Below are 15,867 nucleotides of genomic sequence, written 5' to 3'. Positions count from 1 at the left end.
TGGGGGTGTCTCCGCAACGGGACACTCCCTGGGTGGAGAGAGCCCCCACCCGGCGCTTCGCGCCGACCTCCCCCGCAAGCGGGAGAGGTTGGACACCCGTGACGGATTGTGCAGCGCTGTGAACTTCTTCCGCTTTAGTTTGCGAAGGCCGCGAACTGCTGCGCGACGGCCTGATAAACCTCACGTCGGAACGGCACCACCACGTCGGCAACACGATCCAGGCGCTCCCAGCGCCAGGCGTCGAACTCGGCGGGCTGGCCGTTGCGCGGCGTCAGCGGGTCGATCTCGTCGTCCTTGCCGGTGAAGCGCAGCGCGAACCATTTTTGCCGCTGGCCGCGAAATTTCGCGAGGCGGTGCGTCTGCGGTCCGTCATAGGGCGGGAATTCGTAGCTGAGCCAGTCGGTCTCGCCGAGATAGTCCGCGCTGACGACGCTGGTCTCCTCCCAGAGCTCGCGCATCGCGGCATCGCGCAAATTCTCGCCGTCGTCGACGCCGCCCTGCGGCATCTGCCAGTCGAGCCCGGGCAGGACGATCTCGGGCCCGTCGCCCTTGAAGCGGTGACCGATCAGCACGCGGCCTTCGGCGTTGAAGAGGGCGATCCCCACGTTGGGGCGGTAGGGTTTTTGATCGGGCATGTGCTTTCGCTCTCCGTCGTCGTTCCGGGGCGATGCGCAGCATCGAACCCGGAACCTCGAGATTCTCAGGTGCGCACTGCGCACCGGAGTTCACGCTTCGCGTGCCCCAGAATGACGGTGGAGGTCAATCCTCCGCCAGCGCGGAAAATTCCTGCACCACGCGCTCATAGACCGGGCGCTTGAAGGGAATGATCAGCCCGGTCAGATTCTTCATCTGCTCCCAGCGCCAACTCACGAATTCGGCCTTGTGGCCGCCACCGCCGGGATTGGCGACATTGATCTCGCTGTCCTTGCCGGTGAAGCGCACTGCGAACCATTTCTGGCGCTGGCCGCGATAGCGGCCCTTCCAGGCGCGCCCGGCGACCGTGCGCGGAATGTCGTAAGTGAGCCAGTCTGGGACCTCGCCAAGCCGCTCGACCGAGCGCACGCTGGTCTCCTCGTAGAGCTCGCGCCTCGCGGCGTCCCAGGTGTCCTCGCCGGGATCGACGCCGCCTTGCGGCATCTGCCAGACATGGGTGTCGTCGACATGCTCGATGCCGCCGGCGCGGCGGCCGATGAACACCCGTCCCTCTGTGTTGATCAGCATCACACCGACGCAGGTCCGGTAGGGCAGATCCTCGTAACGCGCCATTCCGCCAGACCTCTCGTACGCTGTCGGTAAGGCTTGACCGGTCCCGCGGGACCCGTGCCGTACCAATCCGTTGATTTAGCTGGATTTTGATTTCAGCATCGCGGTTGTCAATGGCACCAAAAGGATACCCCGGTCGCCCAATGTCTTGGTCCAGGCGCCGATGCGCTCGATCGAGACGGGAAGGGCGCTAGCCGTGCCGACAGCCGCGCCGCGCTCGCGTGCCGCCGATTCGAGCTTGTTCAGGGCGCGGTCGATCTCGGTCGGGGTCGGCACCACGTCGATCGCGATGTCGCCCTTGCCGAACGGCATGGCCTGGTTCGCCGCGGCCTGGGCTGCGATGCTGCGGGGCGAGGAGCCGTCGTCGAAGAAGCCGAGGCCGCGCTTGGCCGCCTCGCGGATGATCGGCTGCATCGCCGGCTCCGTCGCGATGAAGCGGGCGCCCATGAAATTGGTGATGCCGGCATAGCCCTGCATCCGGCTGAAATGCCAGAACAGGCGGTCCATGTTCTGGTCGGCGCTGAGCGAGGTCAGCAGCGTCTGCGGTCCCGGATCATTGTCGGGGAAGTCGTAGGGCTCCATGGGGATCTGGAGGAAGATCTCGTGGCGCTGCGCGCGGGCCCGTTCGGCGAGCTTGCCGGGATCGGTACCGTAGGGCGTGAAGGCCAGCGTCACCGCCGACGGCAGCCTCATGATGGCATCGGTGGTCTTGGCGGCGCCGACGCCGAGGCCGCCGATCACGATAGCGACCACCGGCATCTTGGCGGCCTTGGCGCGATCGGCGTCCGCCGCATAGACGTTGAACGGCTTCAGCCCGTCGGCGACCACCGGGATCATGCCGTAGCGTGACTTCTCCAGCAGTTTTGGATTGATCCCGGCCATGACCGGCGGCGGGGCCGAAGCCGCCCCCGCCTTGTCGCCTGCGTCCTCGCCGATCACCACGTCGTGGCGGGCACCGGTGGAGCCGTCGATCATGGTGACGGTCTTCTGCTCGCCGGGAGCGGCCTGCTTCGGCGCCTCCTGGCTGTCGTGCTTGCCGTCTTGCTTGCTATCTTGCTTGCTGTCCTGGCCGTGGCCGGCGGCGCGCTTCTCGTCGGCAGTCTTGTCGGCGCCCTTCTCGCCGATGGCGATCCGCGTCATCGGCTCGCCGCCGAGCGGATCCTTGTTGAAGATGGCGAAGCCGGCAAAGGTGAGGAGGAACAGGCCGAGCAGCACGGCAAGCGCCTGCATGGCCGTGAACGGCAGCCGCAGCCGGCGTTTCCGGCGCGGCTTGTCCTGTCCGAGCGGGGCGCTCAGATCATCGGCCGTTTCAGTCATGCGCGATCCCGAATCACTGCCAATGACGATACCACGCCGGGGTCAAGCGGCGGCAGGCCGGGATAGGCCGGGGATGCCAGGAGTTACCTGCAACAGGAGTTCCAAGCAAAAAGGGCGGCTCCGAGGAGCCGCCCTTTCGTGGGATCGCGTGGATACGCCGACTTAGTTCGCCGCTTTGGGCTTGTCGGTCGTGGCCTTGTTGTCGCCGCCCGGGGTGGGCGCGGCGGAGGCGCTGTTCTTGATGCCGTGGAGCAGATCGTCGGCGAGCTTGAGCGCCTTGTCGTCCTTGGCGTCCGGCGGGACGTAGGACTGCGAGCCGGTCTTCTCGTCGCCGTCGTTCTTCAGATGACCGCGCAGCGAAGCTTCGCCCTTGGTGTCGGTGCGCGACTTCAGCTCGTCCGGCACGTCCTGCAGCACTTCGATGTCGGGCACGATGCCCTTGGCCTGGATCGACTTGCCCGACGGCGTGTAGTAGCGCGCCGTGGTCAGCCGCAGCGCGCCATTGCCGCTTCCGAGCGGAATGATGGTCTGCACCGAGCCCTTGCCGAACGAGCGCGTGCCGACGATGGTCGCGCGCTTGTGGTCCTGCAGCGCGCCGGCGACGATCTCCGACGCCGAGGCCGAGCCGCCATTGACCAGCACGATGACAGGCTTGCCCTTGGTCAGATCGCCCGAATGCGCGGTGCGACGCTGGGTCTCCTCGGCATTGCGGCCGCGCGTCGACACGATCTCGCCCTTCTCCAGGAACGAGTCGGAGACGGTGACCGCTTCCTCGAGCAGGCCGCCCGGATTGTTGCGGAGGTCGATGATGTAGCCCTTCAGCTTGTCGCCGATCTGGTTCGAGAGGTTGGCAACCTCGCGCTTCAGGCCTTCGGTGGTCTGCTCGTTGAAGGTGGTGATGCGGATATAGGCGATGTCGTCGGCCTCGACGCGCGCGCGCACCGAGCGGACGCGGATGTTGTCGCGCACCAGGGTGACGTCGATCGGATTGTCCTGGCCCTTGCGGATGATCTTGAGCTTGATCTTGGTATTGACGGGGCCGCGCATCTTCTCGACCGCCTGGTTCAGGGTCAGGCCCTGCACCGCCTCGTCGTCGAGATTGGTGATGATGTCGTTGGCCATGACGCCGGCGCGCGAAGCCGGGGTGTCGTCGATCGGCGAGACCACCTTGATCAGGCCGTCTTCCATCGTGACCTCGATGCCGAGGCCGCCGAACTCACCGCGGGTCTGCACCTGCATGTCGCGGAAGCTCTTGGCATCCATGTAGCTGGAATGCGGATCGAGGCCGGTGAGCATGCCGCTGATGGCGGATTCGATCAGCTTGGTGTCGTCGGGCTTCTCGACATAGTCGGAGCGCACGCGCTCGAAGACGTCGCCGAACAGATTGAGCTGGCGATAGGTGTCTGCGGTGGCGGCTCGCGCGCTGGAGCCCATGAACACCGCGCGCGGCTGGGTCACGAACAACATCAGCGCCGCGCCGGTGGCCGCGCTGAGGAGGATTACTGAAGTCTTGCGCATCATCCGCGAACCTTCTCGCCTTCATTTGCGGCCCACCATGGGCCTGGATCGATTGGAGTGCCGTCCTTACGGAACTCGACATACAGCACAGGTTGACTCGCGTTCGTCGCGAGAATGGAGGCGACCTGAGAGGTCGATCCCATCGTCGCAACCGGCTCCCCCGTGAGCACAAACTGTCCGATGTTGACCGAAATGCGCTCCATCCCGGCGATCAGGACATGATACCCGCCCCCGGCGTTGAGGATCAAGAGTTGTCCATAGCTGCGGAACGGGCCTGAATAGACCACCCAGCCGTCACACGGCGTTGTGACCTGGGAGCCGGGCTTGGTCGCCAGCGAAATGCCCTTCTGGACCCCGCCGACCCCGTCGGAACCGCCGAAATCCCTGATCTTGTTACCGTTAACTGGAAGAGGCAGGAGACCCTTGGCGGAGGCAAAGACGATCGCGGGGGTGGTCCGGGACCGGTCCTTGAACGCGCCCGGGCCGGATTTGGCGCTGGCGCTGGCGGCCGCCGCCTTGGCCTCGGCCTGCCTTGCGGCCTCGGCTGCCTTCTCGGCCGCCTTGGCGGCGCTCTGCAGATCCTGTTCCATCTTGGTGATCAGGCCCTGGAGATCGCCGACCTGTCTCGAAAGCGCGATGGCGCGCGAATTCTCGGCATCGAGGTCCTTCTCGCGTGCCGCCTGCTGACGCTGCCGCTCGTCGACGAGAGCGGTGAGCCGGGTCTGGTCGCTCCTGACCTTGTCGCGATCGGAGGCGAGCTGGTCGCGCTCGGTGGCGATATTCTTGCGCAAGGCCACGAGCTCGCCGAGCTCGCTTGCGATCCTTTCGGCGCGGCCGCGCAACTCCGGCACCACGGCGCCGAGCAGCATCGCGGTGCGCAGTGATTGCAGCGCATCTTCGGGCCGCACCAGCAGCGCCGGCGGCGTGCGCCGTCCGGCCCGCTGCAACGCCGCCAGCACCTCGACGATGTCGGCACGGCGCGAATCGAGCGAGGAGCGCATCGCCTGCTCGCGTCCGTTGAGCGTGCGCAGCCGGGCTTCGGTCTCGTCGATCTTGGTCTCCAAGCTGCGCACATTGGCGGCGGTGTCGATCAGCTGCTGATTGAGCTGGGTACGGTCCTGGCCGAGTGAGGTGATCTCGGCCTTGAGCTTGGCCTGCGCCTCTTCCGCGCTCTTCTGCCTGGCACGCGCGGCTTCGAGCTCCTGCTCGCGCTGCTTGATGGCGTCAGGCGAGACGGCGGCGGTCTGTGGCGCCGGCGCTGCGGTCTGGGCTTGCGCGAGGCTTGCGCCGGCAACGCTTGTGATCAGCAACAGGTTGAGGAGCGGCGCTCGCATCGTGTCGGCAAAGGTGCTCGTTGTGGCGCGCATCACGCGCGGTGATAGGGGTGGCCGGCCAGAATGGTGGCGGCCCGATAAAGCTGTTCCAGAAGCATGACGCGGACCATTTGGTGCGGCCAGGTCGCAGAGCCGAACGCAATCGCGAGCTTGGCCTTACGGCGCAATTCGGGCGAAAGTCCGTCCGCCCCTCCGATCACGAAGACAGTATGTCCGGCACCTTCGTCCCGCCAGCGTCCGAGATGCCGTGCGAATACGGTGGAGTCGAGATTTTGCCCGCGCTCGTCCAGTGCCACCAGGATCGATTTGTCCGGAATATGCGCGGAGATCGCGGCGGCCTCTTCGGTCATCCGCGTTGCGGTGTCGCGCGCGCGGCTCTCGGGGATTTCGTGGACCAGGAGCTCGCGGAATCCGAGCTTGCGGCCGGCCTCGTCGAACCGCAAGAAATAGCGGTCGGCAAGCTCCCGTTCGGGGCCCTGCTTCAGCCGGCCCACCGCAATGACAGCAACGCGCATGATATCTTCAGGGGTCTGATATCTTCAGGGTCGTGTTTTCAAGACCGCGCGCAAATGGCGCGCGCACGACGCTAGCATGCGCGTCAGCCGATTCGAAATCGGCTCGATCAGCCTAGATCGCCTTCGCCGCCCCTGGGCCCTGCGTGTACAATCGCTCGAGATTGTAGAACTCACGGACCTCGGGTCTGAACACGTGCACGATCACGTCGCCGGAATCGATCAGCACCCAGTCGCAATTGGGCAAGCCCTCGACATGGATGTTCTTGATGCCGTTTTCCTTGAGGCCCTTGGCGACGTTTTCCGCGATCGCGCCAACGTGCCGGTTCACCCGGCCGGTGGTGACGATCATGTAGTCGGAGTACGCCGATTTGCCGCGAAGGTCGATGGTGACCGTCTCTTCCGCCTTCATGTCCTCGAGGCGGGAGAGGATCAGGCTCAGCGTCTTGTCGGCGTCGGGTTGCGCCTTCAAGGCTGCAGCTTTGGCTGATGTTTTACGCGCCGGCTTGGCAACCTTGGGTAAAACAGACTTCGTCGAAGCTGACTTGGACAATACAGATGTGGTCAGGGACCATTCCTTTCACTGTATCGCGAACGCCGAATCCGACGCTCACTGGTTACACTACATCATGTGGGGTTAAGGGTTTCAATATGCCAGAGAGGCGAAAGCCCACACCACATCCTCGCCCTCGTCCTCACATTGTACCTTTCCAGGTCCCGTCCGGGTTCCGTAAGCCTGTTGAGGACAGATTCAGCTTCAATCCGGTCAGGAACACCCAGGCCGGCGCCGGCCGGTCCGCAAGCAGCGCCGCCTTGTTCTCGGGCAGCCGGTAGCGCGCCAGCGCCTGGGCCGCGGGGGAGGCGAGGGCGCGAAAACTCTGCGGCGGGCGATCGATGACTGCCATCGGCACCTGGCCGGCGATGCGCCGCCAGTCCTGCCAACGATGGAATTGAGCGAGGTTGTCGGCGCCCATGATCCAGACAAAGCGCAGGCCCGAGAAGCGGCGGCGCAAGGTGTTGATCGTGTCGATAGTGTAGCGCGTACGGATGACGGATTCGAGACAGCTGACCTCGATCCTGGGATCATCGGCAACGTCGCGCGCGGCCTGCATGCGCTCGCCGAGCTCATGCAGATTGCCGTTCTCCTTCAGCGGATTGCCTGGGGTCACCAGCCACCAGACGCGATCGAGTTGCAATCGCTGGAGCGCGAACCGGCTGATTGCGCGATGCGCCTGATGCGGCGGATTGAACGAACCACCGAGCAGGCCGATGCGCATGCCCTCCGTGTGGGGCGGGACCGCTTGCGCCACGAAACGCGGCACGACGAAATTGTTGCTCAATGCCCGCCCCGAGACGTTGCTTACGGCCGCGTCTGTCCGGTGCCGTGAACGCGATATTTGAAGCTCGTCAGCTGCTCGGCGCCAACAGGGCCGCGGGCGTGGAAGCGGCCGGTCGCGATCCCGATCTCGGCGCCGAAGCCGAACTCGCCGCCATCGGCGAATTGCGTCGAGGCGTTGTGCAGCACGATCGCGGAATCGACCTCGCTGAGGAATTTCTTCGCAGCCGCCTCATCCGCGCTCACGATCGCATCGGTGTGATGCGAGCCATGGTTCTGGATGTGCGCGATTGCGCCATCGACGCCGTCGACGACCTTCGCCGCGATGATCGCGTCGAGATATTCGGTGTCCCAATCGTCTTCGCTCGCAGGTTTTACGCGCGCATCCGTCCCTTGCACCGTTTCGTCGCCGCGCACTTCGCAGCCCGCCTCGATCAGCATCTCGACCAGCGGCTTCAGATTTTTGCCGGCCGCGGCGCGATCGACCAGCAGCGTCTCGGCCGCGCCGCAGACCCCGGTGCGGCGCATTTTTGCGTTGAGCACGAGCGATTTCGCCATGGCGAGGTCGGCGCTGGCATCGACATAGACGTGGTTGACGCCTTCCAGATGCGCGAAGACAGGCACGCGCGCTTCCTGCTCGACACGCGCGACGAGGCTTTTCCCCCCGCGGGGCACGATCACGTCGACCGCGCCGTTCAGGCCCGAGAGCATCATGCCGACTGCCGTGCGGTCGCGCGTCGGCACCAGCGTGATCGCAGCCTCGGGCAGGCCCGCCTCGCGCAGGCCCTGCACCAGGCATTCATGGATCGCGCGGCAGGACCGAAAACTGTCCGAGCCGCCGCGCAGGATCACGGCATTGCCGGACTTCAGGCACAGCACGCCGGCGTCGGCCGCAACGTTCGGCCGGCTCTCGAAGATCACACCGACGACGCCGAGCGGCACGCGCACGCGCTCGATCCTCATGCCGTTTGGCCGCTGCCAGCTCTCGGTGACGATGCCGACGGGATCGGCGATGCCGCGCACGATGCCGATGCCCTCGGCCATGCCCTCGATGCGGGCCGGCGTCAGCGTCAGGCGGTCGATGAAGGAGGAGGTGGCGTTGTTGGAGGCGCGGGCTTCCGCGACGTCCTCGGCATTGGCGGCGAGGATCGTCGCAGAGCTCGCGCGGATCGCCCGCTCCATGGCTTCCAGCGCCCGGTTTTTCTGCTCCGGCGGCGCCAGCGCCAGCACGCGCGCGGCAGCGCGGGCGCGGGTTCCGAGATCGGACATCAGCGCCTGGAGATCGGCATTGCCGTCAACGGCTTTGAGGGGGGCGGCCATGGGAGGTTCAACCTTCTGCTAAGGCGGTGTCCTAGCACGGAAATCCCGCTTTTGCGAAGGGCAGGGAGGGTATGGCAGGGCTTCGACCGGTGGGGTGGGCTCGGCCACTGGCCCAGCCCCCGACGTCATGGCCGGGCTTGTCCCGGCCATCCACGACCTTCGCGCGGCACCAAGAACGTGGATGCCCGGGACAAGCCCGGGCATGACGGAAAAAGCCTCTACCCGCCCACCACCAGATCGTCGCGGTGGATCATCTCCGAGCGCCCGCTGATACCTAGGATGGTCATCACATCAGGGGAGGAGCGGCCCTTGATCCGCTCGGCGACCTCGGCGTCGTAGGCGATCAGGCCGCGGCCGACCTCGCTGGTGTCGGGGCCGCGCACGATCACGGCATCGCCGCGGGCGAACTGGCCCTCGACCTTGATCACGCCGGCCGGCAGCAGGCTGGCGCCGGCGCGCAGCGCCGTCACTGCGCCGGCGTCGATGGTCAGCGTGCCCTTCGGCTCCAGCGTGCCCGCGATCCAGCGCTTTCGCGAGGTGATCGGATTGGCCGGCGTCAGGAACCAGGTGCAGCGGCCGCCGTCGGCGATCGCCTGCAAGGGATGCTCGATCTTGCCGGAGGCGATCAGCATATGCGTGCCGCCGGTGGTCGCGATCTTGGCCGCCTCGACCTTGGTGCGCATGCCGCCGCGCGACAGCTCGGACTCGGCGTCTCCCGCCACGGCTTCGATCTCCGAGGAGATGCTCTCAACCACCGGAATGAGCTTGGCGTTCGGATTGTTCTTCGGCGGGGCGTCATAGAGTCCGTCGATGTCGGACAGCAGCACCAGCAGGTCGGCGCTTGCCATCGTGGCGACGCGCGCGGCGAGCCGGTCATTGTCGCCATAGCGGATCTCGTTGGTGGCGACCGTGTCGTTCTCGTTGATCACGGGGATGGCGCGCCACTCCAGCAGCTTGCCGATGGTGGAGCGTGCATTGAGATAGCGGCGGCGCTCCTCGGTGTCCTGGAGCGTCACCAGGATCTGGCCGGCGCCGATGTCGTGCGCCCCGAGCACCTCGGACCAGATCCGCGCCAGCGCGATCTGGCCGACGGCGGCGGCGGCCTGGCTCTCTTCCAGCTTGAGCGGGCCGCGCGGCAGCTTGAGGCGGCTGCGGCCGAGCGCGATCGAGCCGGAGGAGACGACGAGGACGTCGCGCCCCTCCCTGTGCAGCTTGGCCATGTCGTCGGCGAGCGCGGCGAGCCAGGACGCCCGCACCTCGCCCTTGTCGGAATCGACCAGCAGCGCGGAGCCGACCTTGACGACGATGCGGCGGAATTGACTGAGTTCGGGGCTGGCCATGGCGGTCGTCAAATTGCTCTGTCGTTGGTCCGGCGGAGCGAAAAAGGGCGGCGCCGATGCGGCTAGCTTTTGCAGCAGGACGGTGGCCGGCGCAAGGCAGCGGAGCCGGTAAATAGGCCTAACGGCGCCCTTGTGGGCCGAGGCCCGGGCAGTCTATGCCTCGAATAATCAATAACGAGGGAGGATGACGTGGACCGACGCAGCTTCATCGCCGGAGGCCTCTCGCTGCCCTTGCTGGCGCAGACCAGTGGCGCACATGCTCAATCCGGTCCGCTGACGCGCATCATCTTCCCGTTCGCGGCAGGCGGCAGCGGTGATGCCTTGTGTCGTCTCATCGCCGAGCAATTCGGCGCCCCGCTTGGGCGAACCATGATCGTCGAGAATCGTACCGGTGGTGACGGGTTGATCGGAATCAGGGCCGTGAAGGGCGCAAGCTCCGACGGCAATACAATCTTGGTGACGACCGGTCCGACCATGTACCTGCTGCCGATGGTGGAGAATCAACCGAGCTTCGACGCGGCCAGGGATTTCGTCCCCGTGTCGCAACTCGTTCGCTTCGAGTTTGCCGTCGTTGCAAGTCCTGCGATCGGGGTGGGTAGTTTTAGTGAACTCGTCACCTGGTTGAGGGCAAATGTCGCAAAGGCCGCCTATGGGACACCAGGCAGCGGCAACATCCCGCATTTCCTCGGATGGCGACTTGAACAGATCCTTGGTCTTTCAATGACCCGGGCGCCCTATCGCGGGAGCGCGCTTGTCATGAATGATCTCATCGCCGGCCATCTGCCGTTCGGCATCACCACGGTATCCGATGCGATCGCGCAGCATCGTGCCAAGGGCGTGAGGATCCTCGCGATTGCAAGCGCAGAGCGCTCGCCGTTCGTTCCCGATGTGCCGACGCTGAAGGAAGTCGGCATCGATCTCGTTGCCGACGGCTGGTACGGCATGTGGCTCCCCGCCGGCAGCTCGCCGGATTTTGCCGAAAAGCTCAGCGCAGCCGCGGTCGCGATGCTGGCCAAGCCGGAGGTGAAGGACAAGCTCGCCGCCATCGGCCTGATCCCGGTCGGCAGCACGGCGGAAGGCCTGTCAAAACAGCTCGCGGCGAATATCGCGTTCTGGCGGCCGATCGTGCAGGCGACGGGCTACAAGATCGAGAATTAGGACGAGCTCGCGCTCCACACTCGACCGTCATGGCCGGGCTTGACCCGGCCATCCACGTGCTACCGCGATTGACGTAAGACGTGGATGCCCGGGTCAAGCCCGGGCATGACGAGTTGAGAGAGCTGCGCTCCGCTCACTCACATCTTCGCGCGCTGCGCGATCCCGTCCTTGATCGATGCGAGCTCTTTCTCATCCCAGATGCCGATCAGGAAGCCGCCTTTCACCTGGAGCTGGTTCTCGGCATAGGCTGCGATCTTTTCGGGGGGCGTGGTGATGTGACCGCTCGGATGCAGCGCCCAGTCGAACAGCTCGGCCTGCAACCGCGCGATGATGCCGGCGCATTCGGGGTCGTCGCCGCGATCCACAAACTCTTCCGGATCGGTCTCGAGGTCATACAGCATCGGGCGGAAGCCGGAGGCGTGGATGTATTTCCAGCGGCCGTCGAACACCATGAACAGGCGGCAGCGCTCGATCGGCTGGTTCAGCTTCAGCCGCACGTCCTGCATGGCGTAGTCGTATTCGGAGAAGGCGACCTTGCGCCAGTCCGGCGGCGTCGATCCGCGCAGCAGCGGCAGCAGCGAGCGTCCTTCGAGGATGTGGCCCGGCACCTTGCCGCCGAAATAATCGACGAAGGTCGGCGCGAGATCGATTCCCTCCACCAGCGCATCGTTGCGCGTGCCGCGCGTGGCGTCGGCTTCCTTCGAGGGGTCGATGACGATCAGCGGGATCTTCGCCGACTGCTCGTGGAACAGGTCCTTCTCGCCCATCCAGTGATCGCCGAGATAATCGCCGTGATCGGAGGTGAACACGATCATGGTGGTTTCCAGCAGATCGCGTTCACCTAAGAACTTCATCAGCACGCCCATCTGGTCGTCGATCTGGGTGATCAGGCCCATATAGGTCGGGATCACCTTCTCGCGGGCATCGTCGCGCGCCATGTTGCGGGAGTAGCGCATGTCCATATAGGCGCCAAACACCGGATGCGGATTTTGCCGCTCGCGCTCGGAGCGGATCACCGGGATCATGTCATCGGTCGAATACATGCTGGCGTAGGGCTCTGGCGCGATATAGGGCCAGTGCGGCTTGATGTAAGACAGATGCAGGCACCACGGCCGGCCGTCGGTCTCGGCCTCGCCGATGAAGTCCATCGCGCGCCGCGTCATGTAGGGCGTTTCGGAATGCTCATCCGGCACGCGCGCGGCCTTGTCGGCATGCACCAGCAGCCAGCCGTTCTGCAACGAGCCGTCCTCGGCCGCGCCCGAATTGGCCCAATGCTCCCAGGGATTGCTGGCTTCAAAACCCTGCTGGCGCAGATATTCGTCGTATTTCGGGCGCGGGCGGCCGGTCGGATGCAGACCGTCGTCGCGCTCATAGGGTTCAAAACCGCATTCGGCGACATGCACGCCGATCATCGATTCCGGGGGAATGCCGAGCGCCTTCATGCCTTCGAGGTCGGGTGCCATGTGGGTCTTGCCGACCAGCACGTTGCGCACGCCGATCTTCTTGAGGTGATCGCCCAGCGTCGGCTCGCCGACGCGCAGCGGCCAGCCGTTCCAGTGCGAGCCGTGCGAGCGCATGTAGCGGCCGGTGTAGAACGACATCCGCGACGGGCCGCAGATCGGCGATTGCACATAGGCCTTGCTGAACAGCACGCCGCGCTTGGCCATCGCGTCGATGTTCGGCGTCTTCAGCGTGGGATGGCCGGTGCAGCCGAGATAATCATAGCGAAGCTGGTCGCACATGATCCAGAGAACATTCTTCGCGCGCGCCATGCGTCATCCCTGCATTTTCTTGATTGCTCGATGCTGCGCTATCGGAGGGGCGAAGACAAGCCAGTGATGCGCGTACGCGTAGCCCCATCCTCCACTGTCGTCCCTGCGAAAGCAGAGACCCATAACCACAGGGAGGAGTTTGGCGAAGATTAGAAGTTCAGTACTACGACCATCCGCATCGAGAGATCACGCGGTATGGGTCCCTGCGCCACGTGCGCAATTGCGCACTAGGCAGGGACGACGAAAAGGTTTAAGCCGACCACGGCTCGGCTTCGGCCGCGCTCTTGGCCTTGGCCGAGACCGGGGCCTCGCCGATCACCTCGACCAGCGCACGCAGTGCTTCCTTCACGCCATCGCCGGTGACGCCGGAGAGCAGCAGCGGCGTCTTCTTGACGGCGCGCTTCAGCCGGTCCTTCTGCTTCTTGAGTTCGTCCGGCTCGACCGCGTCGATCTTGTTCAGCGCGACGATCTCGATCTTGTCGGTCAAGAGCCCGCCATAGGCGTCGAGCTCCCTGCGCACCGTCTTGTAGGCCTTGCCGGCATGCTCGCAGGTCGCGTCGATCAGATGCAGCAGCACACGGCAGCGCTCGACATGGCCGAGGAAGCGATCGCCGAGGCCGGTGCCTTCATGCGCGCCCTCGATCAGGCCGGGAATGTCGGCGAGCACGAATTCGCGGCCGTCAGCATTCACGACACCGAGCTGCGGATGCAGCGTGGTGAAGGGATAATCGGCGATCTTGGGCCGCGCCGCGCTGACCTTGGACAGGAAGGTCGACTTGCCGGCATTGGGCATGCCGACGAGGCCGGCGTCCGCGATGAGCTTCAGCCGCAGCCAGATCCAGCGCTCTTCGCCGGTCTGGCCGGGATTGGCGTTGCGCGGCGCGCGGTTGGTCGAGGTCTTGAAATGCGCGTTTCCGAAGCCGCCATTGCCGCCCTCGGCCAGCACGAACTTTTCGCCGACCTTGGTGAAGTCGTGGATCAGCGTCTCGCGGTCCTCGTCGAAGATCTGCGTGCCCATCGGCACCTTCAGCACGATGTTCTTGCCGTTGGCGCCGTGGCGGTCCGAACCTGAGCCGTTCTCGCCCTTCTGGGCCTTGAAGTGCTGCTGGTAGCGGTAGTCGATCAGCGTGTTGAGGCCGTCGGCGACCTCGATGATGACGTTGCCGCCGCGGCCGCCATTGCCGCCGGAGGGGCCGCCGAATTCGATGAACTTCTCGCGGCGGAACGCCACGCAGCCGTTCCCGCCGTCACCGGAGCGGATATAGACCTTTGCTTCGTCGAGGAATTTCATGGGCCATAGGTAGGCCAGCCGGCCCCCTCCGGCAACCCGGATAGACCCGCAAATCGGCCGAATTTCTCGCGATTTCGCCCCTTGCTTAACCAGTCGGCCGGCGCCGGATCAGGAATTTTTGCATCCCCTCCAGCACCAGCTCCTTGCGCTGGTTGAACACGGTGCTGCGGAGCGTCACTACGCCGGTGGTGCGGCCCGGCACCAGCTCGGTGACCTCGAGCGCGGGATAGATGGTGTCATCGGCAAACACGGGTTTGAGGAACCGGCTCGATTGCTCGAGGAAGCCGACCAGGGAGTCCTCGACCATGAACGGAAACAGGCCGGCGCCCGGCGCGGTGTGGATCAGCGTCTGGAAACCGTGGGCGAGCAGATGCGGCATGCCGCGGCTGCGGCAATATTCCACGTCATAGTGGACGGGATGAGTGTCGCCGCTCGCGGTCTGGAACGCGGCGAATATCGCCGAGGTCTGGGTCCGGCTCGGCAGCACGAAGCGTTCGCCGATCACGAAATCCTCAAACCAGCGTTGCGTGGGGATCATGCGATGCTGGGTCGGATCGAAGTCGGGCATGTCCCTGCTCTCTGTTCGTGGTCGGCCTATCGCTACCGCGACGCGAGGAGTGCGACAATCCGTTCAATTCGGCGATACGGGCTTGTCCGGCGCGGCCACGTCATTAAAACGACCGCAAGCGATACTACCAGCCGATTCCTGACGCTCTGTCCCCGTCATTGCTTCGCTGCGCACGCAACGACGAATCCCTCACCCAGACTCGCTGCAATGCCCCTGTTCAAGAACCTCTCCGCCTATGACGATCGCTCCGCGCGCCTCGCCGGCATCGGGCTGATGGTGCTGTCGATCTTCATGTTCTCGTTCGGCGACGCCATGGGCAAGTTCCTGGTCGGGACTTATTCGGTGGGGCAGCTCTTGTTCCTGCGCGCCTGCGCGGCGCTGCTGCTGCTTCTGCCGCTGATCTGGCGGCAGCGTCATGATTTCGTCAGCCTCGAGCGGCCGTGGCTGCAGCTGTTTCGCGTCGTGCTGTCGACGCTCGAGGTCGCCGCCTTCTTCCTCGCCACCGTCTACCTGCCGCTCGCCGACGTCATCACCTATTATCTCGCCGGTCCCATCTTCGTCACCGCGATGTCCGCGATCTTCTTGGGCGAGAAGGTCGGCTGGCGGCGCTGGACCGCGATTATGATCGGCTTCTGCGGCGTCCTGATCGCGCTGCGGCCGTCGGCGCAGACCGTCAGCCTTCCGGCGCTGATCGCGCTCGGCGGCAGCCTGTCGTTTGCGACCTTGATGCTGATCACGCGCAGCCTGCGCAAGACGCCCGACATCGTGATGGCATCCTCGCAATTCGTCGGCACGTTTTCGCTGGGCGCGGTGCTTTCGGCGTTCCACTGGGTGCCGCCGACGCCGGGCAGCCTCGTCATCTTCGCGCTGGCGGGATGCGTCTCGGTCACCGCGCTGTTCTGCGTCAACCGCTCGCTCAAGCTGGCGCCGGCCAGCGTCGTGGTGCCCTACCAATATTCGATGATCGTCTGGGCCGTGATCTTCGGCTTCGTCGTGTTCGGCGACGTGCCGTCAATGGCCACGCTCATCGGCGCCGCGATCATCATCGGGGCGGGGTTCTACATCTACTTGCGCGAACGGGATTTGGGTCGCGAGAGCGTGGAAGTGAACCCGCCGGCGTAGCCCCATGCACGCCGTC

At 65.2% G+C, this 15,867-nt stretch carries 15 protein-coding genes; 2 read left to right on the top strand and 13 right to left on the bottom strand.

The features are described 5' to 3' along the window. Positions 1-134: 134 nt before the first annotated feature. The 10 genes from RAD04_RS12930 to proB all read right to left on the bottom strand — a co-directional run bounded on the left by RAD04_RS12930 (position 135) and on the right by proB (position 9,940). Positions 135-635 carry an RNA pyrophosphohydrolase gene (locus RAD04_RS12930; RefSeq protein ID WP_461624104.1) on the bottom strand — a complete coding sequence of 167 codons (501 nt, stop codon included), beginning with the start codon at positions 633-635 and terminating at the stop codon, positions 135-137. A gap of 124 nt (positions 636-759) precedes the next feature. Further along, positions 760-1,266, bottom strand: coding sequence for an RNA pyrophosphohydrolase (locus RAD04_RS12925; protein WP_461624103.1), 507 nt, complete (start codon positions 1,264-1,266; stop codon positions 760-762). Positions 1,267-1,341: 75 nt separating this feature from the next. Further along, positions 1,342-2,580 carry a divergent polysaccharide deacetylase family protein gene (locus RAD04_RS12920; RefSeq protein ID WP_461624102.1) on the bottom strand — a complete coding sequence of 413 codons (1,239 nt, stop codon included), beginning with the start codon at positions 2,578-2,580 and terminating at the stop codon, positions 1,342-1,344. Between the two features lie 162 nt (positions 2,581-2,742). Then, positions 2,743-4,101 carry a S41 family peptidase gene (locus RAD04_RS12915; RefSeq protein ID WP_018318850.1) on the bottom strand — a complete coding sequence of 453 codons (1,359 nt, stop codon included), beginning with the start codon at positions 4,099-4,101 and terminating at the stop codon, positions 2,743-2,745. Then, positions 4,098-5,432, bottom strand: coding sequence for a murein hydrolase activator EnvC family protein (locus RAD04_RS12910; protein WP_461624101.1), 1,335 nt, complete (start codon positions 5,430-5,432; stop codon positions 4,098-4,100). The genes RAD04_RS12915 and RAD04_RS12910 overlap by 4 nt, the downstream gene beginning before the upstream one ends. 32 nt (positions 5,433-5,464) lie before the next feature. Next, positions 5,465-5,947: a 23S rRNA (pseudouridine(1915)-N(3))-methyltransferase RlmH gene (gene rlmH, locus RAD04_RS12905; protein WP_461624100.1), complete on the bottom strand. Its 483-nt coding sequence runs from the start codon at positions 5,945-5,947 to the stop codon at positions 5,465-5,467. A gap of 112 nt (positions 5,948-6,059) precedes the next feature. After that, positions 6,060-6,416: a ribosome silencing factor gene (gene rsfS / locus RAD04_RS12900; protein ID WP_018318847.1), complete on the bottom strand. Its 357-nt coding sequence runs from the start codon at positions 6,414-6,416 to the stop codon at positions 6,060-6,062. Positions 6,417-6,639: 223 nt separating this feature from the next. Further along, a complete protein-coding gene (locus RAD04_RS12895) occupies positions 6,640-7,284 on the bottom strand; it encodes a nicotinate-nucleotide adenylyltransferase (RefSeq protein WP_461624099.1) in 645 nt (214 codons plus the stop codon). A 20-nt stretch (positions 7,285-7,304) separates the two neighbouring features. Beyond that, on the bottom strand, positions 7,305-8,600 hold the full coding sequence (locus tag RAD04_RS12890) for a glutamate-5-semialdehyde dehydrogenase (RefSeq protein ID WP_461624098.1): 1,296 nt from the start codon (positions 8,598-8,600) through the stop codon (positions 7,305-7,307). Between the two features lie 218 nt (positions 8,601-8,818). After that, on the bottom strand, positions 8,819-9,940 hold the full coding sequence (gene proB / locus RAD04_RS12885) for a glutamate 5-kinase (protein WP_028139195.1): 1,122 nt from the start codon (positions 9,938-9,940) through the stop codon (positions 8,819-8,821). A gap of 189 nt (positions 9,941-10,129) precedes the next feature. Between proB and RAD04_RS12880 the strand changes: the two genes are divergently transcribed. Next, positions 10,130-11,098, top strand: coding sequence for a Bug family tripartite tricarboxylate transporter substrate binding protein (locus RAD04_RS12880; RefSeq protein ID WP_461624097.1), 969 nt, complete (start codon positions 10,130-10,132; stop codon positions 11,096-11,098). A 137-nt stretch (positions 11,099-11,235) separates the two neighbouring features. Here RAD04_RS12880 and RAD04_RS12875 read toward each other — a convergent pair whose 3' ends face one another. From RAD04_RS12875 to RAD04_RS12865, 3 genes are all read right to left on the bottom strand, one after another. Then, positions 11,236-12,870 carry an alkaline phosphatase family protein gene (locus RAD04_RS12875; protein WP_461624096.1) on the bottom strand — a complete coding sequence of 545 codons (1,635 nt, stop codon included), beginning with the start codon at positions 12,868-12,870 and terminating at the stop codon, positions 11,236-11,238. 250 nt (positions 12,871-13,120) lie between these two features. After that, complete coding sequence (gene obgE / locus RAD04_RS12870; RefSeq protein ID WP_461624095.1) at positions 13,121-14,161, bottom strand: GTPase ObgE; 1,041 nt, start codon at positions 14,159-14,161, stop codon at positions 13,121-13,123. Between the two features lie 85 nt (positions 14,162-14,246). Then, positions 14,247-14,729 carry a MaoC family dehydratase gene (locus tag RAD04_RS12865; RefSeq protein WP_461624094.1) on the bottom strand — a complete coding sequence of 161 codons (483 nt, stop codon included), beginning with the start codon at positions 14,727-14,729 and terminating at the stop codon, positions 14,247-14,249. 207 nt (positions 14,730-14,936) lie between these two features. Here RAD04_RS12865 and RAD04_RS12860 point away from each other — a divergent pair, with 207 nt between their 5' ends. Continuing rightward, positions 14,937-15,851: a DMT family transporter gene (locus RAD04_RS12860; protein WP_461624093.1), complete on the top strand. Its 915-nt coding sequence runs from the start codon at positions 14,937-14,939 to the stop codon at positions 15,849-15,851. Positions 15,852-15,867 lie beyond the last annotated feature (16 nt).

This window comes from Bradyrhizobium sp. 25ACV, assembly GCF_054863005.1.
The sequence above is the reverse complement of the archived record's forward strand: the minus strand, read 5'-3'. Positions and strand labels throughout refer to the sequence as shown.